Source organism: Ensifer sp. Root558 (assembly GCF_001427045.1).
Classification (GTDB): Bacteria; Pseudomonadota; Alphaproteobacteria; order Rhizobiales; family Rhizobiaceae; genus Ensifer; species Ensifer adhaerens.
Window position 1 is genome coordinate 132083 of record NZ_LMGC01000009.1, and the last position, 24922, is coordinate 157004.

At 63.0% G+C, this 24922-nt stretch carries 26 protein-coding genes and 1 pseudogene; 19 read left to right on the forward strand and 8 right to left on the reverse strand.

Going from position 1 to position 24922, the window contains the following annotated elements; all coding sequences use genetic code 11:
- Window positions 1-55: 55 nt before the first annotated feature.
- Entirely contained in the window at window positions 56-967 is a 912-nt protein-coding gene (locus ASD63_RS11865) for a LysR family transcriptional regulator (RefSeq protein ID WP_060529329.1), read from the reverse strand.
- 91 nt (window positions 968-1058) lie between these two features.
- Here ASD63_RS11865 and ASD63_RS11870 point away from each other — a divergent pair, with 91 nt between their 5' ends.
- Complete coding sequence (locus ASD63_RS11870; RefSeq protein ID WP_060521851.1) at window positions 1059-2018, forward strand: MBL fold metallo-hydrolase; 960 nt, start codon at window positions 1059-1061, stop codon at window positions 2016-2018.
- Between the two features lie 150 nt (window positions 2019-2168).
- Window positions 2169-2411, forward strand: coding sequence for a hypothetical protein (locus tag ASD63_RS11875; protein WP_060521852.1), 243 nt, complete (start codon window positions 2169-2171; stop codon window positions 2409-2411).
- A 12-nt stretch (window positions 2412-2423) separates the two neighbouring features.
- On the opposite strand, the gene ASD63_RS11880 is transcribed toward ASD63_RS11875, so the two are convergent.
- On the reverse strand, window positions 2424-3149 hold the full coding sequence (locus ASD63_RS11880; RefSeq protein WP_060529330.1) for a glutathione S-transferase: 726 nt from the start codon (window positions 3147-3149) through the stop codon (window positions 2424-2426).
- A 146-nt stretch (window positions 3150-3295) separates the two neighbouring features.
- Between ASD63_RS11880 and ASD63_RS11885 the strand changes: the two genes are divergently transcribed.
- The 6 genes from ASD63_RS11885 (at window position 3296) to ASD63_RS11910 (ending at window position 9131) form a co-directional block, all read left to right on the forward strand.
- A complete protein-coding gene (locus ASD63_RS11885) occupies window positions 3296-4297 on the forward strand; it encodes a LacI family DNA-binding transcriptional regulator (protein ID WP_034801735.1) in 1002 nt (333 codons plus the stop codon).
- 146 nt (window positions 4298-4443) lie between these two features.
- Window positions 4444-5478: a sterol desaturase family protein gene (locus tag ASD63_RS11890; RefSeq protein WP_034801733.1), complete on the forward strand. Its 1035-nt coding sequence runs from the start codon at window positions 4444-4446 to the stop codon at window positions 5476-5478.
- 8 nt (window positions 5479-5486) lie between these two features.
- Window positions 5487-5798, forward strand: coding sequence for a MocE family 2Fe-2S type ferredoxin (locus tag ASD63_RS11895; RefSeq protein WP_034801776.1), 312 nt, complete (start codon window positions 5487-5489; stop codon window positions 5796-5798).
- Window positions 5799-5877: 79 nt separating this feature from the next.
- Entirely contained in the window at window positions 5878-6822 is a 945-nt protein-coding gene (locus ASD63_RS11900) for a substrate-binding domain-containing protein (RefSeq protein WP_060529331.1), read from the forward strand.
- A gap of 222 nt (window positions 6823-7044) precedes the next feature.
- A complete protein-coding gene (locus ASD63_RS11905) occupies window positions 7045-8250 on the forward strand; it encodes an FAD-dependent oxidoreductase (RefSeq protein WP_060529332.1) in 1206 nt (401 codons plus the stop codon).
- Complete coding sequence (locus ASD63_RS11910) at window positions 8250-9131, forward strand: xylose isomerase (protein WP_089042900.1); 882 nt, start codon at window positions 8250-8252, stop codon at window positions 9129-9131. The genes ASD63_RS11905 and ASD63_RS11910 overlap by 1 nt, the downstream gene beginning before the upstream one ends.
- Here the strand turns inward: ASD63_RS11910 and ASD63_RS11915 are convergent.
- A complete protein-coding gene (locus ASD63_RS11915) occupies window positions 9124-10065 on the reverse strand; it encodes a LysR family transcriptional regulator (RefSeq protein WP_034801727.1) in 942 nt (313 codons plus the stop codon). The genes ASD63_RS11910 and ASD63_RS11915 overlap by 8 nt on opposite strands.
- A 152-nt stretch (window positions 10066-10217) precedes the next feature.
- On the opposite strand from ASD63_RS11915, the gene ASD63_RS11920 reads away from it, so the two are divergent.
- From ASD63_RS11920 to pcaD, 9 genes are all read left to right on the forward strand, one after another.
- A complete protein-coding gene (locus tag ASD63_RS11920; RefSeq protein ID WP_060529333.1) occupies window positions 10218-11399 on the forward strand; it encodes a muconate/chloromuconate family cycloisomerase in 1182 nt (393 codons plus the stop codon).
- Between the two features lie 10 nt (window positions 11400-11409).
- A complete protein-coding gene (gene catC / locus ASD63_RS11925; RefSeq protein ID WP_034801725.1) occupies window positions 11410-11700 on the forward strand; it encodes a muconolactone Delta-isomerase in 291 nt (96 codons plus the stop codon).
- A gap of 75 nt (window positions 11701-11775) precedes the next feature.
- Window positions 11776-12714: a catechol 1,2-dioxygenase gene (gene catA / locus ASD63_RS11930; protein ID WP_034801723.1), complete on the forward strand. Its 939-nt coding sequence runs from the start codon at window positions 11776-11778 to the stop codon at window positions 12712-12714.
- Window positions 12715-12814: 100 nt separating this feature from the next.
- On the forward strand, window positions 12815-14173 hold the full coding sequence (locus tag ASD63_RS11935; RefSeq protein WP_060529334.1) for a Rieske 2Fe-2S domain-containing protein: 1359 nt from the start codon (window positions 12815-12817) through the stop codon (window positions 14171-14173).
- Entirely contained in the window at window positions 14170-14658 is a 489-nt protein-coding gene (gene benB / locus ASD63_RS11940) for a benzoate 1,2-dioxygenase small subunit (protein WP_034801721.1), read from the forward strand. Before ASD63_RS11935 ends, benB begins: the two co-directional genes overlap by 4 nt.
- A gap of 34 nt (window positions 14659-14692) precedes the next feature.
- Window positions 14693-15721 (forward strand): benzoate 1,2-dioxygenase electron transfer component BenC, encoded by a 1029-nt coding sequence (gene benC / locus ASD63_RS11945; RefSeq protein WP_034801720.1) that lies wholly within the window; start codon window positions 14693-14695, stop codon window positions 15719-15721.
- On the forward strand, window positions 15718-16506 hold the full coding sequence (gene benD / locus ASD63_RS11950; RefSeq protein ID WP_034801719.1) for a benzoate diol dehydrogenase BenD: 789 nt from the start codon (window positions 15718-15720) through the stop codon (window positions 16504-16506). Before benC ends, benD begins: the two co-directional genes overlap by 4 nt.
- A gap of 36 nt (window positions 16507-16542) precedes the next feature.
- Complete coding sequence (locus tag ASD63_RS11955; RefSeq protein ID WP_082566574.1) at window positions 16543-17877, forward strand: MFS transporter; 1335 nt, start codon at window positions 16543-16545, stop codon at window positions 17875-17877.
- Between the two features lie 165 nt (window positions 17878-18042).
- Complete coding sequence (gene pcaD, locus ASD63_RS11960; protein ID WP_060529335.1) at window positions 18043-18828, forward strand: 3-oxoadipate enol-lactonase; 786 nt, start codon at window positions 18043-18045, stop codon at window positions 18826-18828.
- Window positions 18829-18969: 141 nt separating this feature from the next.
- Here pcaD and ASD63_RS11965 read toward each other — a convergent pair whose 3' ends face one another.
- Together ASD63_RS11965 and ASD63_RS11970 are read right to left on the reverse strand one after the other, a co-directional pair.
- Window positions 18970-19449, reverse strand: coding sequence for an SRPBCC family protein (locus ASD63_RS11965; RefSeq protein ID WP_034801716.1), 480 nt, complete (start codon window positions 19447-19449; stop codon window positions 18970-18972).
- 9 nt (window positions 19450-19458) lie between these two features.
- The gene (locus tag ASD63_RS11970) at window positions 19459-19782 is read right to left on the reverse strand and encodes a metalloregulator ArsR/SmtB family transcription factor (protein WP_060521861.1); all 324 of its coding nucleotides are present in this window, start codon (window positions 19780-19782) and stop codon (window positions 19459-19461) included.
- A 107-nt stretch (window positions 19783-19889) separates the two neighbouring features.
- Here ASD63_RS11970 and ASD63_RS11975 point away from each other — a divergent pair, with 107 nt between their 5' ends.
- Window positions 19890-20531 (forward strand): dihydrofolate reductase family protein, encoded by a 642-nt coding sequence (locus tag ASD63_RS11975; protein WP_060529336.1) that lies wholly within the window; start codon window positions 19890-19892, stop codon window positions 20529-20531.
- A gap of 121 nt (window positions 20532-20652) precedes the next feature.
- Here ASD63_RS11975 and ASD63_RS11980 read toward each other — a convergent pair whose 3' ends face one another.
- Window positions 20653-21714, reverse strand: a complete 1062-nt coding sequence (locus ASD63_RS11980; protein ID WP_060529337.1) for an alpha/beta fold hydrolase — start codon at window positions 21712-21714, stop codon at window positions 20653-20655.
- 196 nt (window positions 21715-21910) lie between these two features.
- Between ASD63_RS11980 and ASD63_RS11985 the strand changes: the two genes are divergently transcribed.
- Window positions 21911-22942 (forward strand): AraC family transcriptional regulator, encoded by a 1032-nt coding sequence (locus ASD63_RS11985; RefSeq protein ID WP_034801707.1) that lies wholly within the window; start codon window positions 21911-21913, stop codon window positions 22940-22942.
- A gap of 96 nt (window positions 22943-23038) precedes the next feature.
- On the opposite strand, the pseudogene ASD63_RS11990 reads toward ASD63_RS11985, so the two are convergent.
- Window positions 23039-24202: pseudogene (locus ASD63_RS11990) on the reverse strand (Do family serine endopeptidase); the annotation flags it as partial.
- Window positions 24203-24395: 193 nt separating this feature from the next.
- Window positions 24396-24842, reverse strand: coding sequence for a hypothetical protein (locus ASD63_RS11995; RefSeq protein WP_034801705.1), 447 nt, complete (start codon window positions 24840-24842; stop codon window positions 24396-24398).
- Between the last annotated feature and the right edge of the window lie 80 nt (window positions 24843-24922).

Sequence of the window (24922 nt, forward strand, 5' to 3'; positions counted from 1 at the left end):
CGCTCAAGTGAGGGCTACTGCGCTCGTTCGAACGCACGGTGCCCTGGCCGCGAGGTCACGCGTCGCGAATCCGAAACGTTTCGCGCACGGCCTTCAAGAATTCTGCCACTTTCGGCAGATCGCCGAGTTGCTGGTGGAAGAGATAGTAAAGATGGGTGGATGGCCCCGACCACTCGGGAAGAACCGGAACGAGCCGTCCGGCGGAGACGCCATCGGCGGCGAGCGCATCGCTCAGCATGCCGATGCCGAGGCCCTCGGCGATCAGCCGCTCGCTGATCGCCGGATCGTCGACGACGACCGATGGCGGGCGCTCGAGCGTAAAGTGCCTGTTGCCGTCTGACAGCACCCAATGGGCAAGCTCCCGTCGCATGCGCGTCCGGTGTGCCACCAGGGCGACGTGCATGAGGTCCTCGGGCGAAGACAGCGCCAATCCTGCGCAATAGGCGGGAGAGGCATAGAGGCGCTGCTCGATCGTTCCGATCTTGCGGTAGATCATCTCGCTGTCGACGGGTTCGCCCATCCTTAAGGCCACGTCGACGCCTTCGCCGATCAGATCGACATTTTGGTGGGTGGTCTGCATGTCGACCTGGACTTCTGGGCAGAGTTCCGCATAGCGCTTCAGGATCGGTGGCAGGAAGGTACGGGCAAAGGCGACTGACGTCGCGACCCTTAGGCGCCCGCGCGCCGTACCGTCGGCCGGTTGGAAGCCGGCGATGCCGCGGTCGATGAGCTCGACGGCGCCCCCGACCGATTCCAGCAGATGCTTTCCGGCCTCGGTCAAGGAGACCCGGCGGGTGGAGCGCAGCAGCAGGGCGACGCCAAGCGCTGCCTCAAGCTCGCCCAGGCGCCGGCTGACCGTGCTCGGTGGCAGGTGCAGGCGAAGCGCAGCTGAGGAAAAGCTCTCTGAGCGGGCGACCTCGAGGAAAATCCTGAGGCTGTTGAGATCGGCAGATTGGGGGGATTTCATGCGTTTCCGGAACAATTACTTCCACGATCGCAGGATAATCGACCGACGGTTGAATTGATAGCGTCTCGGCATCCAATCGAAGGAGCCGATCATGACCACTCGCAGACAAGCTTTGGGCCTTCTTGCCGCCGCGGCCCTGTTGCCGCTCGCACCGCGGATCGCCTTTTCCGCCGCGCCATTATCGACCGTCGCCAATGCCGGTTACTATCGCTTCCGCTTCGGAAAGTTCGAAGTCACCGCCTTGTCGGACGGCACCTTGGCGTTGCCGATGACAAAGATCTATCAGAACGAACCGGAAGGCGAGCTGCAGCGCAGGCTGGACGAAAACTTCCTCGGCAAGGAGCCGCATCTGTCGATCAACGCCTATCTCGTCAACGACGGCGAACGGCTGGTGCTGATCGATGCCGGGTCGGGGAGCCTGCTCGGCATTGCCGCCGGCAAGCTCTTGAGGCATCTCACGGCCTCCGGCTATCGCGCCGACCAGGTCGACGCGGTGATCCTGACCCATGTGCACGCCGACCACTCGGGCGGCCTCACCATCGACGGCAAAGCACAATTCCCGAATGCCGAGATCCATCTCGCCGAGCGCGAATACCGCTACTGGATCGAGCGGGAGGGCGTGACGGCGCTGACCGAGGCGCAGAAGACCGACTTTCAGCGAGCGCACGATGCCCTGGCCCCCTATATCGCCGCCGGAAAAGTGAAGCGTTTCGCCGACGACGCGGACGTCTTGCCGAACCTCGGATCGACCCTGCGCGCCGGGCACACGCCCGGGCATTCCGCGATCGTGCTGAAAGCGGATGACGGCCAGCGCCTCGTATTCTGGGGGGACGTCATTCACGGCGACTACATCCAGTTCGACACGCCTGACGTCTTCGTCAGCTTCGACGTCGACGGCACCGCGGCGGCAGCGACGCGTGCCGTGGCGCTGGCGGATGCGGCCGATGGGCGATACCTCGTCGCCGGTGCGCATCTGCCGTTCCCCGGTGTTGGCCATGTGGCGCGCGACGAGACGCTCTATCGCTTCGTCCCCTGGAACTACGTCGAGTAGCGGGTGGCAGCTTAGGCCTTGTCTACGAGATGACGTTGCGGACGAAGGCCACGACGCCGTCGCCGTCATTGATGTAGGCATAGGCCTGCGCCGAGCTGTAGACGGTGCACCAACCTCGCCATTCTCTCGGACTGAGTGGGTGCTTAGCCGTTGATCGCCTGGATCAAGCCGCAGTCGGGCACGACGGCGCTTCTGAAATACGACCTGCCGATGACTTCAGAGGCATTCTGCCTGCAACTGCTACAGCGAACCGGCGTGATGTTCACGCCGGGCAGCGCCATGGACATGGGAGGCTATCTCAGGATCGGCTACGCCAACAACGAAGGCATTCTACGCGGAGGCTTGAGGCGCGTCTCCGCGTTCCTGCGGGAGCACCAGGCGGCGGCCGCCTGAGGGGAGTTTCCGTCAGGGCGCGATATCCAGTTCCGGGTAATTGCGGAAGATGCCGTCTTCATTGAAGGCCAGCCGTCGCGATGAGGCGAGATAGGCGGCGATGTTCGGCCGGGCTTTCACCGAGGCGTGCAGTTTCATGAGATTGGGGTAGTCCTCCTCATAGTGCCGCATCGCTTTGGCAAAGGCATAGCGTAGCCCCTCGATCACCTGGAACAGCGAAAGGTCGACATAGGTGACGGCGTTCCCGACTGCATGGCCGCTGCCATCAGGGTTTTGCGCGAGAATCCGCTCGAAATAACCGAGAAACTTCGGGATGCGGTTGGTGACGAATTCGAATGCGCGGTCCTTCGCCTCCGCCTTCTGCTCCTCATAATATTTCGAAGTCGCGATCGGATGGTGCGTGTCATGCACTTCGGCGATTAAGTCGGTGACGGTGAGCTGCAGGCCATTGGCGAACCACTGCAGCGCCTCACCGTCAGGCGCAAGGCTGAGCTTGGGGCCGAGGTAGAAGAGGATGTTGGCGACATGCGAGATGATCTGGTTGCCATCTTTCAGAAAGGGCGGCGCAAATGGCACGTGCGCCTCGGTGGCGCTCTCCATCAGCTTCATCATTTCACCGGTGCCGCGGCCCGGTTCACGGGTGACATCGATGTAATCGGCGCCGGCATCTTCGAGCGCCAGCCGCACGAACTCGCCGCGGCCCTGAATGCCGTCCCAATAATACAATTCATAAGTCATGGAAGCCTCGATCCGGTTCGATGTCCCGATGCATATAGGTGACGTTGCGACCTTGGCGAGCCCAACTTGAGCCGATGCTCTGTCGAGCGAGCGCTCTCTCGTGCTAAAGCGCTTTGAATATGTGTCGATGCCGAGGATAGGTCTCCGTGAGCAAGCCGAACTACCGAGACATCGCTAAGCTCGCAGGCGTCGGTACCGCGACGGTCGAGCGGGTCTTGAACGGCCGCGGTGGTGTTCGCCCGGACCTCGTCGAAAAAGTCGTCGTTGCGGCGCGCGCGCTGAATTATCCGCGAACCCTTCCCGAGACCCATCGCGGGCTTTTGCGCATCGATGTGCTGATGGTGCGGCCGGAGACGACCTTCTATCGCCGCCTGTCGCAGGCCTTTCAGCGGATCGCCGAGACGCTGGATCCGCTCGTCGTCGTGCATCGCAGCTTTACCGAGGAAATGAAGCCGGAGGAGATCGCCAGGCGCATCCTTTCAGCCGAGGTTAGCCGCGCCGGATTGATCCTGGCCGTGCCCAATCATCCGCTGATCAGCGCCGCTGTCGAAGCCGTGATCGTGCGCGGCGTGCCGGTGGTCCATGTCGTGACAAGGGCCTCGCACGACTTGGGCGAATTCGTCGGCATCGACAATCACGCGGCCGGACGAACGGCGGCACTCTTCATCGCGCGCATGGCGCGCAAGGCGGGGCCCGTCGTCGCGCTCTGCCACCCGATCTATCAGGTCCATCGCGACCGCCTCAGTGGCTTCTCGGACTATTTTGAGGGGCATCCGGGCGACCGCCGGTTCGAGTGGCTGGGTTTTACCCGCGACGAGGAGCACTATGGCGCCGAAGCGTTGCGATGGGCGCTCGACATGTATCCGGATATGGCCGGGCTCTATAATGCCGGCGGCGCGAATGCGGCCCTGATCGACGTGCTTCGCCGACATAAGCGTGGCACCGAAATCTTCTTCGTCGGCCATGAGCTGACCGACTACACCCGCAAGGCGCTTAGCGACGGCATCATGGACGTCGTGCTCGACCAGGCGCCGGAGGCACAGGCCCGTCGCTCGCTTGACCTGATGCTGCGGCGGATCGGGCTTTCCGAGATGGAGCCGGACACCGCCCCCATTCGCTTCATTACCATCACAGCCGAAAGCCTTTGATCTGATTTGATCAAACAAGCTTTCGCCGTTCCGACCGCCTCCTGCTAGATTTTTATCAAGAAGGAGGCGCTCCGACAGACCCGGAAAGCAACCTCCTTCGAAGGATTTAGGGCGGAGCGCATGCGGTCCACCGGGAGGAGAGCGCCATGGACGATCTGAAATATGGAACCCGCAACAAGCGCGGCGACTGGGCGCCGAACGAGCCGATCGAAACGGCGCCGCTGTTTGCCTTCCCGCCAAAACTGCTGGCGCTCGTCAAGTGGCTGCCGCATTACTTCTTTCCTTGGAATGCGATCTTCGCGGCGTCGGCCGTCGTCTATTGGGCCTGGGTGATCCCGCCGGTCGAGGCGATGCAGAGCTTGAGCGTCGGCTGGATCGCCTGGCTCTATGCGGTCAACGCGGTTTGCGTCTTCTTCTTCTACGGCGCTTTCGAGCTGCATCTCTATGTGCTGAAACGGCAGGAAAACCGGTTCAAGTACAACGGCAAGTTTCCGGCCGAGCAGAAGAGCAAAGCCTTCTGGTTCGAAAGCCAGAATCTCGACAACATCCTGCGCACGTTCCTCTCAGGCGTGACGATCTGGACCGCCGTCGAAGTCGCCATGCTCTGGGCCTACGCCAATGGCTATGCGCCGTGGCTGAGCTTCGCGGACAATCCCTGGACGCTCGCGCTCGTCGCATTGGTGGTGCCTGTTATCCACGAGTTCCATTTCTTCTGCATGCACCGGCTCATCCACACGCCGCTGCTCTACAAGTGGGTGCATTCGGTCCACCACAATTCGGTGAACCCGTCGCCCTGGTCGTCGCTGTCGATGCATCCGGTCGAGCACCTGCTCTACTTCGCCACCGCCTTCTATCACCTGATCCTGCCGTCCAACCCGATCCTGATGCTTTACCAGCTGCACTACGCGGGCTTCGGTGCCATTCCCGGCCATGTCGGCTTCGACAAGGTCGAGGTCGGTGAAGAGACGCTCGTCGATAGCCACGCCTATGCGCATTACCTGCACCACAAGTATTTCGAGGTGAATTACGGCGACGCCCTGATCCCGCTCGATCGCTGGTTCGGCACCTGGCACGACGGCTCCAAGGAGGGCGAGGCGCGGATGCAGGAGCGCTACCGCAAACGCAAGGAAAAACTCGCAGCCCGCAAGGCACGCAACACCATCGGGGAGGCAGCAGAATGAGCAACGTGATCACCTGGGTACCAGCCTGCAAGCTGGACGATATCGAACAGGAAGGGGCGATCCGCTTCGACCATGGCGGCCGAACCTACGCCGTCTACCGCGGTCCCGACGATAGCGTCTATTGCACCGCCGGGCTCTGCACCCACGAGGCCGTTCACCTCGCTGATGGCCTCGTCATGGACTACGAGGTGGAATGTCCCAAGCATTCCGGCGCCTTCGATTATCGCACCGGTGAAGCCATCAGGCTTCCGGCCTGCGAGAATCTCAAGACCTATCCCGCCGAAATCGTCGACGGCGAGGTTCGTGTGGCGCTCGGCTAAGGCCACCACGCAAGCATTGATCAGGCCCATCGGGCCTCCGGAATGCGATCGGGTGATCCGGCACCCTCGGGAGGAAATCATGAAATCCATGTACCTGGCGGCTGCGCTTGCCGCCTTGATGGGAAGTGCTGCCTCGGCGGAGACGATCGGCGTCTCGATGCAGAGCTTCGACAACAACTTCCAGACGCTGCTGCGTGAGGGCATCAATGCCCGCGCTGCCGAAGTCAACGGCGCCACCGTTCAGATCGAAGACGCACAGACCGACATCTCCAAGCAGCTCAACCAGGTGAACAATTTCATCGCGGGCGGCGTCGACGCGATCATCATGACGCTGACGGATACCTCGGCCGCCCCCGGCATCAGCGAAGCCGCTGAGAAGGCCGGTATTCCGCTCGTCTATCTCAATCTAGAGCCGGATAACCTCGGCAAGCTGCCGGAAAAGCAGGCCTATGTCGGCTCGAAAGAAACGGACTCCGGCAGATTGGGTGCGGAAGCTGCCTGTTCGCTGCTGAAGGAAAAGGGCAAGGCCAGTGATGCGCAGGTCTATATCCTGATGGGAGACCTTGCTCACCAGGCCTCGCGCGACCGCACCTCGGCGTTCAAGGAAACGCTCGCTGCCGGCGACTGCAAGGGTGCGACGATTGCCGACGAGCAGTCGGCCGCCTGGACGCGCACCAATGCGATGGATCTCACCACCAACTGGATCACCGCCGGACAGCCGATCGACGTGGTCTTTGCCAACAATGACGAAATGGCGATCGGCGCCATCCAGGCGCTGAAGGCCGCCGGTGTATCGATGGACGACGTGATCGTCGTTGGCATCGACGCGACCCAGGACGGGCTTGCCGCCATGGCCGCCGGCGACCTCGACGCAACCGTATTCCAGAACGCCAAGGGGCAATCGGCTAGCGCCGTCGACACGGCCGTCTCGCTGGTGCGCGGTGAAAGCGTCAAAAAGAACGTCTGGGTTCCCTTCGAGCTCGTTACGCCGAAAAACATGGCCGATTACGCGGCGCGCAACTGATCCTCCTCCTGCATGTTTCCTTAATCGTCGCCGATTGAAGCACAGAAACATGCAGGAATTCAGAGTTTTACAGCGACCTTTGCGCGTCTGAACGGATGCGCGGCGCTGTGGGCCGGCGCACTTCTCCTGCCTGCGCCGGCCACCTTTTTGAACGGGCTGACAAATCTTGCGTGCGGTTTTGCGACCGCCCCGCACGTCAACGCATGATCTACGGAGCAAGCCATGGATCGCATCGTCATAATCGGCGCCGGGGAATCCGGCACGCGCGCGGCCTTTGCCCTGCGTGAAACTGGCTTTGCCGGCAGCGTCACGCTCATCGGCACGGAACCGCATCTGCCCTATGAGCGGCCACCGTTGTCGAAGCCGCTCAATGGCGCCGTACAGATGAAGCCGATCTGCGGCGCTGAGGCGCTGGAGGCCGCCGGTATCGACTACCGGCAAGGTGTTTCTGCATCCCGACTGGATGCCGGTGACCGCTCCGTCACCTTGAGCGATGGCCGGACGCTCACCTATGACAAGCTGTTGCTCGCCACCGGCGCCCGTCCGAGGCGCCTCGCTTGCATAGGGACCGAGCGCGCACTGGATTTCCGCACCTACGCCAATGCGGCGGCGATCTTCGCCCGTGCCGAAGCCGGCAGACACGTTGCGATCATCGGCGGTGGACTGATCGGCATGGAGCTTGCGGCGGTGCTGCGCGGCAAGGGCATCATGGTTAGCGTTATCGAAATGGCGCCGAAGCCGCTCGGTCGCGCGGTGCCGCCGCGTTTTGCCGCGAAGCTTCATGCCCGGCATCAGGATGAGGGCGTCACCTTCCATCTGGGGCAGGGGATCGCCGAAATCACCGGTGATGCGGTTGTTCTTTCCGACGGCACTCCGGTGCCGGCCGATATCGCCGTCGCCGCCATCGGCGTCCAGCCGGATACAGCACTCGCGGAGGCGGCGGGGCTTGCCGTCGGCAACGGTATCCTGACGGATGGCTATCTGCGCACCAGCGATCCGAACATCTATGCATCAGGCGATTGCGCCGCCGTGGCCCAGCCGGGTGGCGGGTATGTGCGCTTCGAAAGCTGGCGCAATGCACGCACCCAGGCCGAGGTCGCGGCCCTCAACATGGCCGGCGGCAAGGAGGCTTTTTCTGCCATCCCCTGGTTCTGGACCGATCAATACGATCTCGGCCTGCAGGTGGCGGGCCTGCCCCATCCGGACCATCAAAGCGTGACACGCCAGCTCGATGGTGGCGAACTCGAATTCTACCTCGATGGCGGGCGTCTCGTCGCCGCCGCTGGCCTCGGTTTCGGCAATGGTCTCGCCAAGGATATCAAGCTCTCGGAAATGCTGATTGCTGCCGGCGTCAGTCCCGATCCGGGAGCGCTCGCCGACGCCAGCGTGAACCTCAAGGCGCTGCTCAAAAGTGCCAGGGCCGCCTGATGCAGAAGCTGCTTGTCTTTCAATCGCTCTGGGCGATGGAGCGCCGGCATGCGGACGGCTTTGAGCGCAGTCTCGAAGAGAACATCGCAATGATCGTCGAGGCCGGGTTCGACGGCATCAGCGCGCATTATACCAATCGGCGCGATGTCGAGCACCTCAATGCCGTGATCCGCGGAACGGGCTTGAAGATCGAGGGCGTCTGTTTTCCTCGAAGCGTCGAGGATTTGCGCCTGACGCTGGAACTGGCCTCGGAGTTTCCGGTGAGCCACATCGATCTGCAGGCCGATGTTCGCCCGCGCCGGGTCGAGGATTGCCTGCCGCTGCTTGACGGCTGGGCCAGGCTTGCTGAGGAAATGGATGTTCCCGTCTATATCGAAACCCACCGTCACCGGATCACCAACGACCTCCTCTTCACGCTCGACCTGCTCGACCGGCGGCCCGATCTGCCGCTCTTGGCCGACCTCTCGCACTATCTCGTTGGCCGGGAATTCGCCTTTCCGGTGGAAGACGAAAGCCACGCCCAGATCCAACGCATTCTGCGCAACGCCGGCGCCTTCCACGGCCGTATCGGCTCCTGCCAGCAGATCCAGATCGAGCTTTCCTTTCCCCACCATCTGCCCTGGGTCGCTCTCTTCCGCGAGTGGTGGGACTACGGCTTCCGGCACTGGCGCTCCCACGCTGCCAACGATGCCGAGCTGGTCATGACGTGCGAACTCGGCCCAAGGCCCTATGCCATCACCGACAGGGACGGTAACGATACGACTGATCGCTGGGCCGAGGCGCTTTTGCTTCGCGAGATGGCCTGCGAGATCTGGGCGGAAAGTGCCAATTCCCCGACGGGTGAAGCACGGGATCTGAGGACGCCTGAACTCGTCATTTAACGAAGGACGGCCGGAACGGCAGATTGTGCTCGAGGCCGAGCCAGGGCGGGTTTTCCGCATACATTTCCACGATCAGCGCCTTGATCAGCTCGATGTAACGGGAATTGTCGCCGACCCGATGGTTGAGGATGACGGGTGAGGTCGCCCGCTCGCCCTCGATCATGCGATAGTGCAGATCGGAGCGGACCTGACGCGCAGAGGACGGGACGATACAAAGTCCGGCATCCGAGGCGACGAGGCCAAGCGCACTCTGGATCTCACGCACCTCATGCACCTCGGCCGGGCGCACATCCTGCGCGTGGAGCAGGCTCAACACGTGATCGGCATAGCTCGGGCGCGGTTCCTTCGGGTAGACGATCAGTTTTTGCCCGGCAACCGCACTCAACGGAAGCGGAGATGTGTCATCGGCAAACGGCGTGCCCTGCGGTATCGCCAAGGCGAGGCGCTCTTCCCGCATGAGGATGCCGGCGACATTGGGATCGTTGTGATGCAGCCGCCCGAAGCCGACATCGATCCGGCCTTCCTTCAGCGCCGCGATCTGCTGCACCGACACCATCTCCAACAGCCGGATATCGAGTTCCGGCGCGTTCTGCCTGAGCTTGCGCACCAGCGTCGGCAGCCCGCCATAGAGCGTGGACGCGACGAAGCCGATCGACAGCACGCGGTTCTGGTTGAGACCGACGCGGCGGGTCGCCTCTACCATCTGTTCCACCCGGCCGAGCACTTGCAGCGATTGTTCGTAAAACAATCGCCCCGCTTCCGTCAGCCGCACCGGCCGGCTCTTGCGGATGATCAGCGGCACGCCCAGTTCTTCCTCAAGAAGCTGGATCTGCCGGCTCAAGGGCGGCTGGGCGATGTGCAGCTGCTCGGCAGCGCGGGTGAAGTTGCGCTCGCGGGCGACGGCGACGAAGTAGCGAAGCTGGCGCAGATCCAATGTTACAGCCCCCATTTTCCTACCGTTGCGGTATGTTGCAGTGCGGCAAGCGCATGAATGCGCGTAATCTTTGCCATACTATACCGTCAAGGTATCATAGGTAACCTATTTGGTGTTGGACGTCACCCGCTGCGTGGGCGCACATTCAGGTCATGAACACGACCCTTGCACCCATCGCCCCGACAGCAGCCCTCTTCCCCGTGATCGAACGGGTCGAGACCATGCTGGTCGACCTGCCGACCATCCGGCCGCACAAGCTGTCGGTCGCGACCATGACCGGCCAGACGCTGATGCTGGTGAAGGTCCATTGCAGCGACGGAACGGTCGGCATTGGCGAGGGTACGACGATCGGCGGGCTTGCCTATGGCGGCGAGAGCCCGGAAAGCATGAAGCTTGCGATCGATACCTATTTTGCGCCTGTCATGGTCGGTGAGGACGCGACCCACGTGAAGGCGCTGATGGCGCGCATCGGCAAGGCGATCAAGGAAAACCGTTTCGCCAAGAGCGCGGTGGAAACGGCGCTGCTCGACGCCCATGGAAAGCGCCTGGGTCTGCCGATCAGCGAACTGCTCGGCGGGGCACTGCGCAAGCGCCTGGCGGTCGCCTGGACGCTGGCGTCGGGTGACACGGCCAAGGATATCGCCGAGGCCGAGAAGATGCTCGAGCTACGCCGTCATCGGATCTTCAAGCTGAAGATCGGTGCCAGGCCGCTGAAGGACGATATCGCCCATGTGGCGGCGATCAAGAAGGCGCTCGGCGAGCGCGGCGCGGTGCGCGTCGACGTCAACATGGCCTGGAGCGAATTTGAGGCCGCCTACGGCATGGCAGCGCTCGCCGATGCCGGATGTGAGCTGGTCGAGCAGCCGGTGGCTTCGACCGCAGCGCTCGGTCACCTCGTCCGCCGTTTCCCGCTGGCGCTGATGGCCGACGAGTCCCTCACCGGACCCGAGAGCGCCTTCGAGATCGCCAAGACCAAGGGGGCCGACGTCTTCGCGGTCAAGATCGAACAGAGCGGAGGTCTGTTCAATGCGCAGCGCGTGGCGGTCATCGCCGATGCCGCGGGCATTGAACTCTATGGCGGCACGATGCTGGAAGGTGGTGTCGGCACAGTGGCGTCAGCCCACGTGTTTTCCACCTTCGCCAAGCTGCAATGGGGCACGGAGCTCTTCGGTCCGCTGCTTTTGACCGAGGAAATTCTGGCGACGCCGCTCGACTACAGCGACTTCGAGCTGACGGTGCCGGATGCTCCAGGGCTCGGGATCGAACTCGATGAAGATCGGCTGAACTTCTTCGCGCGCGACGGGCTGCGCAAGACGATCAGCGTTGCGAAGTAAGGACTGAGCCATGCTGTTTCACGTCAGAATGGATGTTCGCATTCCCCACGATCTGCCTGCCGAGCAGGCGGCGGAGATCCTCGCCCGGGAAAAGGCCTATTCGCAACAGCTGCAGCAGAGCGGCAAGTGGCGGCATATCTGGCGGATCGCCGGGCAGTACGCGAACTACAGCGTCTTCGACGTGAAGGACAATGCCGAGCTGCACGAGATCCTCTCGGGGCTGCCGCTGTTCAAGTTCATGCAGATCGAGGTCACGCCGCTGCTTCGGCACCCATCCTCGATCCGCGAGGACGATAGCTGAGAATTTGTGCGTGCCGCGGCCGGGAGGTTTGGCAAGCGGCTTGAGCTTCAAGACAATCCAAGTGGAGGAATTGATATGAACGTGAAGATTTTCGACAAGCCGGAGACTCAAGCTTTCCTGAAGGTTCTGAGCGGCCTCGACAAGGACGGCGGCAACCCGCGTGTCAAAGAGATCGTGCACCGGCTGATGTCTGACCTGTTCAAGGCGATCGACGATCTCGACATCACCCCGGACGAATACTGGACCGGTATTGCCTGGCTGAACGAGATCGGCGCTGCCGGCCAGGCCGGCCTGATCTCGCCCGGCCTCGGCCTCGATCACTTCCTCGATGAACGTCTCGACGCGATCGACGAAGCGCTCGGCATCGAGAATCAGACGCCGCGCACCATCGAAGGTCCGCTCTATGTCGCCGGCGCACCGGCCTCGGAAGGCTTCGCCCGTCTCGACGATGGCCGCGACACCAATGGCCAGACGCTGATCATGCACGGCACCGTCTATGATGCCGACGGCCAGCCGCTGAAGGGCGCGACGGTCGAAGTCTGGCACTGTGACACCCGCGGTTTCTATTCGCACTTCGACCCGACCGGCCTGCAGGCGCCGTTCAACATGCGCCGCACGATCGTCACCGACGCCAAAGGCTGTTACAAGTTTCAAAGCATCGTGCCGCACGGCTACGGCGTGCCTCCGGGAAGCCCGACAGAGCAGCTGCTTTCCGCCCTTGGCCGTCACGGCCAGCGCCCGGCCCACATCCATTTCTTCATCAGCGCCGATGGGCACCGCAAGCTGACGACCCAGATCAACATCGCCGGCGACCCGCTGGTCAACGACGACTTCGCCTATGCGACGAGGGATGGCTTGGTGCCTGACGTCACCGAGCGGACCGACGAGGCGAGCATCAAGGCGAACAACCTCTCCGGCCCCTTCGCCGAGATCGAATTCGACATCCATCTCACCTCACTGGTGAACGGCGTCGACAACCAGATCAACGAGCAGCGTAAGCGCGCCGCCGCCTGATCACCTCTGCGGCGGCCGACTGAGCCGCCGCCCCCTGACATCAGACATTGTTGCAATCGCTAGAGCCGAGCACGGATCAGCCGTTTGCGGGAGAAGAACCATGTCCGCCGTTATCGACAAAGCCCAAGCCCTCGACGACCTGCTCGCCACCGCGGTCGAGGACGATCATGAGGCCGGCACGTTCCGCTGCCGCCGCGACATCTTCACCAACGAAGACCTCTTCGAGCTGGAGATGAAGCACATCTTCGAGAGCAACTGGGTCTATCTCGCCCACGAGAGCCAGATCCCCGAGAACAACGACTATTACACCACCTATATCGGCCGGCAGCCGGTTGTCGTCACCCGTGACAAGACGGGCGAACTGCACGCCGTCATCAATGCCTGTGCCCATCGCGGCGCCATGCTCTGCCGGCGCAAGCACGGCAACAAGGGCAGCTTCACCTGTCCCTTCCACGGCTGGACCTTCTCCAACACCGGCAAGCTCCTGAAGGTGAAGGACGAGAAGACGACGCAGTATCCGCCGCAGTTTGCCAAAGACGGTTCGCACGACCTGAAGCGCGTTGCCCGTTTCGAGAGCTATCGCGGCTTCCTGTTCGGCAGCCTCAATCCTGATGTCACCTCGCTCGAGGACTATCTCGGCGAAACGAAAGTCATCATCGACCAGATCGTCGACCAGGCGCCTGACGGTCTCGAGGTACTGCGCGGCAATTCCTCCTATATCTACGACGGAAACTGGAAGCTGCAGATGGAGAACGGCTGCGACGGCTATCACGTCAGCTCCGTTCACTGGAACTATGCCGCCACTATGGGCCGGCGCAACGAGGAGGGCACAAAGGCGGTCGATGCCTCGAGCTGGAGCCGCTCGATAGCCGGCGTCTACGGTTTCGACAACGGCCACATCCTGCTCTGGACCAACACCATGAACCCGGAGGTCCGGCCGATCTACAGCCACCGCGAGGAGATCAAGGCGCGCGTCGGCGAGGTGCAGGCGGATTTCATCGTCAACCAGACCCGCAATCTCTGCCTCTATCCGAACGTCTTCCTGATGGACCAGTTCAGCACGCAGATCCGCGTCACCCGTCCGATCAGCGTCGACAAGACCGAGATCAGCATCTTCTGCTTCGCGCCGAAGGGTGAAAATGCGGCCGATCGCACGCTGCGCATCCGCCAATACGAAGATTTCTTCAATGTCTCCGGCATGGGCACGGCCGACGATCTCGAGGAGTTCCGCGCCTGCCAGCAGGGTTACGCCGGCATCACCGCGCTCTGGAACGATCTCTCTCGCGGTGCGCCGCTCTGGATCGACGGTCCGGATGAGAACGCCAGGCGCATGGGCATCGCACCGCTGCTCTCGGGCGAGCGCAGCGAAGACGAAGGCCTCTTTGTCCGCCAGCACGAATATTGGGCGAAGGTGATGCGCACAGCACTTGCCTCCGAAAAGCAGGGAGCGGTCGCATGACGATCTCCTATGACACCGCCTGCGCCTTCCTCTATCGCGAAGCGCGCCTGCTCGACGACCGGCAATGGGACGAATGGCTGACCTGCTATGCGCCGGACGTCAGCTACTGGATGCCGGCCTGGGACGACGACGATCAGTTGACCGAAGATCCGCAGTCGCAGATCTCGCTGATCTATTACCCGAGCCGCGATGGCCTGGAAGATCGCGTCTTTCGCATCAAGACCGAACGCTCTGGAGCGTCCACGCCGGAGCCGCGCACAAGCCACAACGTCACCAATGTCGAGCTTGTGGCCGATCGCGGCGAGGAGGCGGACTTCCGCTACAACTTCCACACGCTCAACCACCGCTACAAGGTCACCGACCACTTCTTCGGGACCATGTTCGTCACGCTCCGCAAGAGCGGCAGTGAACTGCTGATCTCACGGAAGAAGATCGTGTTGAAGAACGACTACATCCGCCAGGTCATCGACGTCTACCACATCTGACGGCCGTCGCCTGACAGGAATGGGAGGAACAACCATGGCCAGCTACAGGATCGCTTTGAATTTCGAGGACGGCGTCACCCGCTTCGTCGAATGCAGGGACGATGAGAAGGTGCTCGACGCCGCCTTCCGCAACAAGATCAACCTGCCGATGGACTGTTCGGACGGGGTTTGCGGCACCTGCAAGTGCCGCGCCGAAAGCGGCGCCTACGACCTCGGCGACGACTTCATCGACGATGCGCTGACAGCGGACGAGGCGGCAAGCGGACTGGTGCTGACCTGCCAGATGAAGCCGTCGAGCGACTGCGTCATCGCGGTGCCGACGACAGCAGCGGCCTGTAAGACCGGACAGCAGAAGTTTACGGCGAGTGTGGCAAGCGTCGTCCCGCACAACGATGCGGCGATCGTGCTCGAACTGGATATCGAGGGCGCTGCAGCGCCGGCCTTTCTGCCGGGGCAGTACGTCAACATCGACGTGCCCGGCAGCGGCCAGAGCCGTTCCTATTCCTTCTCCTCGGCATCGGGCGAGACGCGCGTCGGCTTCCTGATCAAGAAGATCCCGGGCGGGCTGATGAGCACGTGGCTGGAACACGCCGAAGTCGGCACGAAACTGGAATTGACCGGGCCGCTCGGCAGTTTCTATCTGCGCGAGGTTCAGCGCCCCCTGCTCTTCCTCGCCGGTGGCACCGGTCTTGCGCCGTTCCTGTCGATGCTTGAGGTTCTGGCCCGCACCAACCCGGAGCAGAAAGTGCATCTGATCTACGGCGTCACCCGCGACCTCGATCTGGTGCTTGTCGACGAGATCGAAGCCTATACCAAGCGGCTTGCCAACTTCACCTTTGACACGGTGGTGGCGGATGTCGCCTCCAGCCATCCGCGCAAGGGCTGGGTGACCCAGCACATGCCCGAGGACGTGCTGAACGGCGGCGATGTCGACGTTTATCTCTGCGGCCCGCCGCCTATGGTGGACGCAGTGCGCAAGCATCTCGACGACACCGGCGTAAGGCCCAACAGTTTCCACTATGAGAAGTTCACGCCCAATGCGGTGGCGAAGGAGGCAGCATGACCTCCGCTCGTTTCGAAGGACGGTTTGCCGGCAAGGCAATCGTCGTCACCGGTGCCGCGCAAGGGATCGGCCGCGCCGTGGCGCTGCGTGCCGTGGCTGAAGGCGGCAAGGTTCTCTTTGTCGACCGTGCCGATTTCGTGTCCGAGGTGGCGGCGGAGGCCGGCAGTGAATGGGCGGCTGCCTTCGTAGCCGATCTTGAAACGCACGAGGGGGCAGCCGCAGCAATGCACTTTGCCGCGGAAAAATTCGGCGGCATCGACATCCTGATCAACAATGTCGGCGGCGCCATCCGCATGCGTCCCTTTGCCGAATTCGAACCGGTGCAGATCGATGCAGAGATCCGCCGCTCGCTGATGCCGACCCTCTACTGTTGCCATGCGGTGCTGCCGCATCTCTTTGCCCGCGGTGGCGGCACCATCGTCAACGTGTCGTCCAATGCCACGCGCGGCATTCACCGCGTGCCCTATTCGGCGGCCAAGGGCGGCGTCAATGCCATCACCCAGTCGCTGGCGATGGAGCTTGCCGACCGCAACATCCGCGTGGTCGCGACAGCACCGGGCGGAACCGAGGCGCCGCCGCGCCGCATCCCGCGCAATGCCGAAGGCGACAATGAGGCCGAGAAGGCCTGGATGGGCGACGTCGTCGCCCAGGTGAAGCAGTCGAGCTTCATGAAACGCTACGGCAGCATCGAAGAGCAAGCGGCGCCGATCCTGTTCCTGGCCTCCGACGAGGCCTCCTACATCACCGGCAGTGTTCTGCCGGTCGCCGGCGGCGATCTCGGCTGACGGACCTTTTTCAACGCGCTAACACCTGGGGAGGAGATGATGCGCACGATCGATGTGAATGAAGCAATTGACGGGAGCCCGCTTGGGAGCTTCCAGTGGATGGTGGTAGTGCTCTCGGCGCTGCTGTTGATCGTCGACGGTTACGACGTCTTCGTCGCCGGCACGGTGCTGCCGACGCTGATTGCCGAATGGGGCCTGAGCAAGCCGCAGGCCGGCGCGCTGCAGGCCTGGGCGCTGTTCGGCATGATGTTCGGGGCGCTGATCTTCGGCCCGCTCGCCGACCGGATCGGCCGCAAGAAGGGAATCGCCATCAGCTTCCTGCTGTTTACGCTCTCAACCCTTTTGACCGGCTTTGCCAATTCGCCGGAGCAATTCAAGATCTTCCGGTTCTTCGCCGGTCTCGGCTGCGGCGGCTTGATGCCGAATGCGGTGGCGCTGATGAACGAATATGCGCCGAAGCGTCTGCGCGGCACGCTGGTGGCGCTGATGTTCTCCGGCTATTCCGTCGGCGGCATGGTCGCTGCCGGCCTCGGTATCGGCCTCATCCCGTCCTATGGCTGGAAGCCGATGTTCTTCATCGCCGCCGTGCCGCTGCTCCTCTTGCCAGTGATCCTCTGGAAGCTGCCGGAATCGCTCGGCTTCCTTATCCGCCAGGGCAAGCAGGAAGAGGCCAAACGCATCTATGCCAAGATCGATCCGAACGCGCGTCTCGGTACCACCGACAGGCTGGTCTTCTCCGAGAGGAAGGGGGCCTCGGCATCGGTGCTGGAACTCTTCCGCCATCAGCGGACCCTGCGCACCGTGATGCTCTGGGTCGCATTCTTCTGCTGCCTACTGCTCGTCTATCTCTTGTCGTCCTGGCTGCCGAAGGTGCTGCAGGAAGCTGGCTATGCCGAGAAGGCGAGCCTGCTCAGCCTGTTCTCGCTGAATTTCGGCGGCATGGTCGGCGCCATTGCCGGCGGTTGGCTCGGTGACCGCTTCGGCTTGCCCAAGGTGGTGGTCGGTTTCTTCGTTGCCGCCGCCTTCTCGATCGCGCTGATCGGCTTCAATCCGCCGACGGGTGTCCTGTTTCTGATGGTCTTTGTTGCCGGCGCCACCACGATCGGCACGCAGATCCTGCTCTATGCCAGCGTGGCGCAGCTCTACAACCTGTCGGTTCGCTCCACCGGTTTGGGCTGGGCCTCCGGTGTCGGTCGCATCGGCGCGATCGTCGGCCCGACGCTCGGCGGCGTGCTCCTGGCACAGGAGCTTCCGCTGCAGCAGAACTTCGCGATCTTCGCCGTACCGGCGGCGATCTCGGCTGTCGCCATGCTGGTCTTCGCGGTCAGCAACGCCCGCCGCGTGGAGATCGCGCGACTGGCGGCGGCATAGATCGAGGCGAGGCGGCCGGGCCGCGAAAGGATCGGTTGCCGCCCCTTGAGCGCGCGCTGTCGATATCTACCTATTGCAGCGCGCGTACCACCCGAGGCGCGATGTTGCGCCAAGAACGACAAAGCCGCCATTGCTGGCGGCTTTCCCGATTGGAGTTCCTGTTTCATGGCCTATCTCGACTTGTCCAGCCATCGCCTTCACTACCGCATCGACGGCGACCAGAACGGCAACGCGCCCTGGCTGCTCTTCTGCAATTCGCTCGGCACCGACCTCTCCATGTGGGACGCGCAGATCGCTGATCTGTCGCCCCACTTCCGCGTGCTGCGCTACGATCGCCGCGGTCATGGCCAGTCCTCGGCGCCGCCGCCGCCCTATGCGCTGTCCGACCTCGGCCAGGATGTGCTCGCGCTCATGGATGGCCTGGGGATCGAGCGGACACATTTCTGCGGCCTGTCGATCGGGGGCCTGACCGGAGAATGGCTAGGTATCCATGCCGGCAAACGTCTCGACAAGATCGTGCTCTGTGCCACGGCGGCGCGGATCGGGACGCCCGAGAGCTGGGCCACCCGCATCGACAGCGTCCGGGCGGACGGTCTCGCAGGGCTCGCCGCGGCCACGGCAGAACGCTGGTTCAGCCCGCATTTTGCAGCCAGCCATGCAGAAGCCGTCGATCGCATTCTGGGCGCCTTCACCGCCACTTCGACGGACGGCTACATCGGTGGCTGCACCGCGCTCGCCGGCGCGGACCTGAAGGAGGAGATCGTAGCGATTGCCAACCCCGTGCTCGCCATCTCCGGCAACGGCGATCCGGTATGCCCGCCGGCGGACCTCGAATATATCGCCGCCCGGGTGCAGCGAGGCCGGCACCTGTCGCTGCCTGGTCGGCATATCGTCAATATCGAGTCGGCAAAGGCCTTCAATTCGGAGCTTCTCGACTTCCTTCGGCCATAGGTGCCGCGCAGATCCGTCACTTGATCGGAACGAGCGGCGACGCCTTCGCCGACGGTGCCAGTCGCAAGCTCAGACGTGGCTCCGAACAATCCTGAAAGCGGTCAATCATGAAGGCGGCGACCAACGTTCAGGCGGGCCGCGTCAGCCATCGAGCCAGGCGGCCAGACTGTCAAGCGTCTGCAGCCCGTACTCCACCGCGCCGAAGTCGATGACCGCTTGGCGGCGCTCGCGACTTGGGTGAAGCTGGCGCAGGGTCAGCACGGTCTTGCCGTCGGCCTGTTCATCGAAAGTAATCGTCATATAGAAGCGATCGGGGTCGTCGGGCTCAGCAGTGCCATAGTCCACCACGATCAATTCGTTGGGCACGATCTTCAGGAAGCGCATCAGACTGGGGAAGCGCTGCTGCCGACCATCAAACTCGCCCACCATGTCGAAGCGCCATACCCCGCCCTCACGGATGTCAGCCTCATGGTTCTCGATGCTGAAGCCAGCCGGGCCATACCATTGTGCCAGCGCTTGCGGGTCCATCCAGGCGGCGAAAACCTTTTGTCGCGGGTGCTTCAGCACCTTGACCAAAACGATTTCGCGGTCGGGCGACCAGGTCTCAAAAATCGGTTCCATTGCCGTTCCCTACGTCTTGTCCAGATAGGCTTCCAATCGGTCGAGCCGTTCGGCCCAACGTCGTCGCTCCGCTTCCATCCAGGTTGCCGCCTCTTCGAAGCGCCCCCGCTCCAGTCGACACCAGCGGCTGCGGCCACGTTTCTCGCTTGCGATAAGTCCGCAATCTTCAAGCACCTTGAGGTGCTGGGCGAAGGAGGGCAGTGCCATGTCGAAGGGCTCGGCAAGGACACTCACGGGCATCTCCCCGTCCGCAAGCCGTGAAACAACGGCGCGGCGCGTCGGGTCGCTGAGTGCGTGGAAGGCAAGGTCAAGCGGGGTCGAATGATAGGGCATGCGCCACACTAAAGCGGACCGCGCACACGCGTCAATGATAATAAGGTACTTGCCTTTGTATTCGGTTGAAATTAATAAGGTATCTACCTTACTATTAGGAGAGGCCAATGGCAGTTCGTGTCGATCTCAACATTTCCCTGGACGGTTTCGCGACAACCACAGATCAGACCCCGGAAAATCCGTTTGGCGCTGATTGGCCGCGTCTGGTTGCGGCCTATGCTGCGACCCGAACGATGCGGGAGCGCGTGTTCAAGGACACGTCCGGAGCGGGCACCACGGGCGTCGATGAGCAATATGCGCAGTCATACTTCTCAAACATCGGTGCTGAGATTATGGGCGCCGCCATGTTTGGATTTCACGCTCACCCAAACGATCCCGACTGGCGCGGCTGGTGGGGGGAAGAACCTCCGTTTCGCGTCCCGGTCTTCGTGCTCACGCACAAGCCGCGGCCTCCGATCGAGATGGCCGGAGGCACCACATTTCATTTTCTGAACACGTCCCTTGCCGATGCACTCCAGCAGGCGACGAGCGCCGCTGACGGTAAGGATGTCCGTATTGGCGGCGGACCCACGGTCGTGCGCGCCTATCTCAAGGCAGGCCTTGTCGATAGCTTGCATGTGGCGATCGCACCCATCCTGCTCGGGCGGGGTATCCGTCTTTGGGACGATCTGCGCGGGTTGGAGGCCGGCTACACCGTCAAGGCAGAAACGGCCGAGAGTGGGACTGTCCACCTCACGTTTCAGCGCTAGCAGCGGACCAGAGCGATGGCAGCTTCTCGTCTCCTCGGACGATGCCATCTCTTAAGACCGAAATCGAACAGACCGAGCGCAGGGCGGCTTGTGTCAACACCCTGCGGCAAAATTGACAATGCTATCGATGCGCCAGTGTTTTCTGCAGGGCCCCGCGGGCAAGCTTGACGATATCCGCATGGATCTCCACGCGAGGGCGTTCGGTCGGTTCGCAGATCGGATCGACCTCGCCGAAGGATTTAAGCAGCTCGGCAGCGCCGTCCTTGCATATCGGCAGGAAGCTGAAGTGGTCCGCTCCGGCGACCGTGGCATAGGAGCCCTTTGGCGTCAGCGCCGCCAGCGCCTCGGAAGCGACCGCAATCGGGATCGTCTCCTTGCTGCCGAGATTGATGAAATGCATCGGGATCGCGATCGCCTTGAGGCTGTCTTCCACATAGGCCTGGGCGAGGCCGGGGTCGACGAGTACGGCGGCTTTGATCCGAGGATCCCGGTTCGACTGCTCGAAACGCGCCTTGTCGACGGTGCGAAGATCGAGCTTGTCGACGTCGACCGGCGTGTCGTCGACATAGCCCCTGCCGCCGACGAACCAGGCACAATCCCACTTGCCGTAGCTGTCGCAGTAGCCGGCATAGGCCTCGAGGCTCGCTCTTGCCCCTGAAATCTCCATGGCGGTCGAGCCGCCGAGAGAGAATCCGAGGACGGCGATCCGCCCGGGGTCGATTGCAGCGCTCCATTGCGGATCCCGGGTGAACGTGTCGATCAATGCCGAGAGGTCGGCCGTCCTTTCCCAAAGCTTCGGCGTGTTGGCAGGCGTCGAGTCGCCGCTGGTGGTGCCGGGATGGTTGGGGCCGGCGACGATGAAGCCGGCCGCCGCGAGCTCGGACGCAAGCCAGCTCATCGCCTCGACGCGGCCGCCCGAACCATGGGACAGAACCACCAGCGGATACCGGCCCTCGCGCAAGGGGGCGTTCTTCGCTGCGGGCGATCCCTCGAAGATGCGATTGTCGCCGACAAGCACCGGCTCACCGCCGGCTTTGGCGGGATACCAGACGGTGACGGCGAGTTGGCGTTCCCGCTTCGGTGCGGCAACGTCGATCTCGCGGACGCCGACGTCATCGGCTTGCGCCGAGGCGGCCAGGCTCAGAAGGAAGGCAGCGGCGGGAATGAACTGGAGGAGGGGCATTGGGCATCTCGCTGTGTTGGAAAAGACGGCCGATCGTCACCGACGCCCCGCTTGTCCGCGTCCTCGATCGCGATTGAGGTCGTCCCGAATCGCGATCTGGGCAATGATCCGCCCATCGAAATGCCTGCTTGCCGCTCGCCTGCCTGCCGTTTGTCTGCCCGCCTTTGTCTGCCCGCCTTTGTCTGAAGGACATGCCTTGATCTTTCTGCCGCTCCCGTTCGTCGTCGCCTTGCTGCTTCTTATCCTGCTTGCGTTCATGCTGCATGGCGACGAGCCAGGGCGACGCAACCGGCCGTTCCTCGCTCTGGTGGCGCTCTGTGCGCTCCAGTCGGTGATCGTCGGGCTGCGCTGGGGCTATGACGTCACTGCGTTGAAGTTTGCGCTGCCGGTGCTTGCGAGCGGTGTGCCGCCGCTGGTGCTTGCGAGTTTCCACAGCCTGATCCGCAGAGACGAGCGCAGTGCTGCTGCGGCGGGGTGGGTCCATGCGGCGCCGACGATCGGTATGTTCGCGCTCGTGCTGTTCGCGCCGCGCTACATCGATTTCGCCTTGATCGTCGAATATGTCGGATACGCGCTGGCGCTCCTGAACCTGGCGCGCGTCGGTACGGATGCGCTGGAGGAAGCGCGCTTCGAAGGTGCGGCCGCGGCGCACCGCGCCTTGCTCATTGCCGCGTTCTCGCTCTGCCTTTCGGCGCTCTTCGATCTTGCGATCCTTCTGGATTTCGAATGGACGAGGGGCGCGAATATCGGCCTCATCGTCAGTAACGCGAACTTGCTGGGCCTGCTCTTCATCGGGCTGACAGCCATGGTCGCGGACCGTGCGCGTGCGCTTCCGGCCGCCGGCGCGGTCACCGACGAGGATCCTGTTGCAAAGCCGCAGGACCGCGAAATCCTCGACAGGATCGATCAACTGCTCGTCAGTCAGAAACTGGCCCGCGACGAAAACCTCACCTTGTCACGTCTGGCGCGGCGCGCGGGCCTGCCCGCCCGGCAGATATCGACCGCCGTCAATCGGCTGGCGGGCAAGAACGTCTCGCAATACATCAACGATATCCGGATTGCTGAGGCCTGCCGGCTGTTGCGCGAAACCGACATGTCGGTGACCGCGGCCATGCTGGAATCCGGCTTTCAGACGAAATCGAATTTTAATCGCGAGTTTCGCCGCGTCACCGACTTGAGCCCCGTCGCCTGGCGCGAGCAGAACCGGACCGGAGCGCTTGCCGCCTGACTGATGCCATGGCGATGCCCGGCCGCGGTGCGGCCGGGCTGGTTGGAGGCAACGTGTGCGGTGACGTACTTGCGACGGTTACTGCTGGTCTGCGGCATTGTCGCCGATCGTGATCGCAACATCCTTCGTCTTGCCGGTCCGCCATAGGCTCAGGTTCTTCGAGGTGCCGGGCGAGAGGTCGGCGACCATGCGCGACAGGTCACGCGGCGACTTCACCGGGTTGCCGCCAAGCGCGATGATGATGTCGCCGGCCTTGATGCCGGCCTTGGCGGCGGGCGTTCCGCCATTGACGCCGGCAACGAGCGCGCCCTCAGGCTGGGCAAGGCCGATGGCGTCGGCGATATCAGCCGTGACCGGCTGTATCTGCACGCCGATGAAGCCGTGCTGGATCGAACCATCCTTCATCAACTCAGTGACGACCTTTTGCGCCTGGTCCGAGGGGATGGCGAAGCCGACGCCGACGCTACCGCCGTTCGGCGAATAGATCGCCGTGTTGATGCCGACCACCTGGCCCTTTGCATCGACCAGCGGTCCGCCGGAATTGCCGTGGTTGATCGGGGCGTCAATCTGGATGAAATCGTCATAGGGACCGCTGTGCAGGTCGCGGCCGCGCGCCGAGACGATCCCCGACGTGACCGTCGTGCCGATGCCGAACGGGTTGCCGATCGCCAGCACCTGGTCGCCAACCCGCAAGGTGTCGGAATCGCCCCAGGCAACTGTTGCGAGCGGCTTCGGCGCCGTGATCTTCAGGACTGCGAGGTCGTTCTTCGGGTCAGCGCCGACAAGCTTGGCCGGCACTTGCGTGCCGTCGTCGAGCGTCACCATGATGCTCGATGCCTTGTCGATGACGTGGTTGTTGGTGACGACGTAGCCGTCCGCGGTCACGATGAAACCGGAGCCGAGCGCTTCGGCCCGTTGAGGCTGACGCTGCTCAGGCGCCTGGTCCGGCAAGGGGATGCCCTGATCGTGGAAGAATTGGCGGAATTGTTCGTCGAAGGGCGAATTTCCGCCCGGTTGCGACGGTTCGCTCGCACCGGCGTTGTCGGCCTTGATCACGGTCGTCACGGTGACGACCGCCGGCTTGTCTGCCGACACGACCGGCGCGAAGGATCCGCCGGATGTGGCCGGGACTGCAACGGCCGGACTGGCCGCCGCAGCGGCCACGTCATGGCCTGTGAAGGCTGCTACGGACAAGGGCGCAATGATGACGGCTGCGCCAAGGAGGGCGGCAGCTCGATACCTCGTGAGAATGTTTGACATGATCCTGTTCCTTTCGCTGCCTGTTTGCCGGACGAACTTGGCCGGACGCAGCCCGAGGCAGGTCGGGTCTGCGGGCACCGTCGGCCGGCATTGGATTAAGGGGCGGTCTGGTTGCCGAAGGACCAGGCCCTTGAGCGGGCCCGGCCCCATCGGTTACGGCTCACCCGAAGACGGGTGAGCCTCAACGTGTCGGTCAAGCCATTCGGGCGATGTCGCGGTCGAGATGGCGAACGTCACCCTGGAGCCGGGCGTAGGACTGGGCCGGCAGCATGCCGTGATGGGCGGCGGCGGTCTTGACGGCGTCGGCGCGCACAGCACCGTCTTCGCGTTCAAGCTTCCGGTAGTTTGCTGCCGTCAGCTTGCCCTGTTCGCGGTCGGCTTTGATGCGGTGGTTGTCGACCCGGAGTTCATGCACGACGTGATCGAGCCGCGTCGATGCCATGTGGGTCGGTGTCCGGTAGACCGGCATGGCCGGGGTTGCCATGTCGTCCTGGGCGAAAATGCCCTGGTAGTAATCGCCGGTATAGGCACCCTTGTCGTTGTCGCGGCCGAAATCGTGGTGATCGGCAGCAAAGGCGGCACCGCTTAAGAGAACGAGGGCGACGGTTGCGATGGTGGTGGTCTTGAAAGGCGAGCGCATGACTGCATCTCCTGAATTGAAGGAAGCGCCGCGCGCTTCCGTTCGAGGCTGTCTCCTATTGTCGCGTCACGGCCGAAGCG

Excerpts from the sequence above, each read along its gene's own strand:
- ASD63_RS11865 (WP_060529329.1), bottom strand. The coding sequence starts at position 967 with ATGAAATCCCCCCAATCTGCCGATCTCAACAGCCTCAGGATTTTCCTC.
- ASD63_RS11870 (WP_060521851.1), top strand. The coding sequence starts at position 1,059 with ATGACCACTCGCAGACAAGCTTTGGGCCTTCTTGCCGCCGCGGCCCTG.
- ASD63_RS11880 (WP_060529330.1), bottom strand. The coding sequence starts at position 3,149 with ATGACTTATGAATTGTATTATTGGGACGGCATTCAGGGCCGCGGCGAG.
- ASD63_RS11890 (WP_034801733.1), top strand. The coding sequence starts at position 4,444 with ATGGACGATCTGAAATATGGAACCCGCAACAAGCGCGGCGACTGGGCG.
- ASD63_RS11900 (WP_060529331.1), top strand. The coding sequence starts at position 5,878 with ATGAAATCCATGTACCTGGCGGCTGCGCTTGCCGCCTTGATGGGAAGT.
- ASD63_RS11905 (WP_060529332.1), top strand. The coding sequence starts at position 7,045 with ATGGATCGCATCGTCATAATCGGCGCCGGGGAATCCGGCACGCGCGCG.
- ASD63_RS11910 (WP_089042900.1), top strand. The coding sequence starts at position 8,250 with ATGCAGAAGCTGCTTGTCTTTCAATCGCTCTGGGCGATGGAGCGCCGG.
- ASD63_RS11920 (WP_060529333.1), top strand. The coding sequence starts at position 10,218 with ATGAACACGACCCTTGCACCCATCGCCCCGACAGCAGCCCTCTTCCCC.
- catC (WP_034801725.1), top strand. The coding sequence starts at position 11,410 with ATGCTGTTTCACGTCAGAATGGATGTTCGCATTCCCCACGATCTGCCT.
- catA (WP_034801723.1), top strand. The coding sequence starts at position 11,776 with ATGAACGTGAAGATTTTCGACAAGCCGGAGACTCAAGCTTTCCTGAAG.
- ASD63_RS11935 (WP_060529334.1), top strand. The coding sequence starts at position 12,815 with ATGTCCGCCGTTATCGACAAAGCCCAAGCCCTCGACGACCTGCTCGCC.
- benB (WP_034801721.1), top strand. The coding sequence starts at position 14,170 with ATGACGATCTCCTATGACACCGCCTGCGCCTTCCTCTATCGCGAAGCG.
- benC (WP_034801720.1), top strand. The coding sequence starts at position 14,693 with ATGGCCAGCTACAGGATCGCTTTGAATTTCGAGGACGGCGTCACCCGC.
- benD (WP_034801719.1), top strand. The coding sequence starts at position 15,718 with ATGACCTCCGCTCGTTTCGAAGGACGGTTTGCCGGCAAGGCAATCGTC.
- ASD63_RS11955 (WP_082566574.1), top strand. The coding sequence starts at position 16,543 with ATGATGCGCACGATCGATGTGAATGAAGCAATTGACGGGAGCCCGCTT.
- pcaD (WP_060529335.1), top strand. The coding sequence starts at position 18,043 with ATGGCCTATCTCGACTTGTCCAGCCATCGCCTTCACTACCGCATCGAC.
- ASD63_RS11965 (WP_034801716.1), bottom strand. The coding sequence starts at position 19,449 with ATGGAACCGATTTTTGAGACCTGGTCGCCCGACCGCGAAATCGTTTTG.
- ASD63_RS11970 (WP_060521861.1), bottom strand. The coding sequence starts at position 19,782 with ATGCCCTATCATTCGACCCCGCTTGACCTTGCCTTCCACGCACTCAGC.
- ASD63_RS11975 (WP_060529336.1), top strand. The coding sequence starts at position 19,890 with ATGGCAGTTCGTGTCGATCTCAACATTTCCCTGGACGGTTTCGCGACA.
- ASD63_RS11980 (WP_060529337.1), bottom strand. The coding sequence starts at position 21,714 with ATGCCCCTCCTCCAGTTCATTCCCGCCGCTGCCTTCCTTCTGAGCCTG.
- ASD63_RS11995 (WP_034801705.1), bottom strand. The coding sequence starts at position 24,842 with ATGCGCTCGCCTTTCAAGACCACCACCATCGCAACCGTCGCCCTCGTT.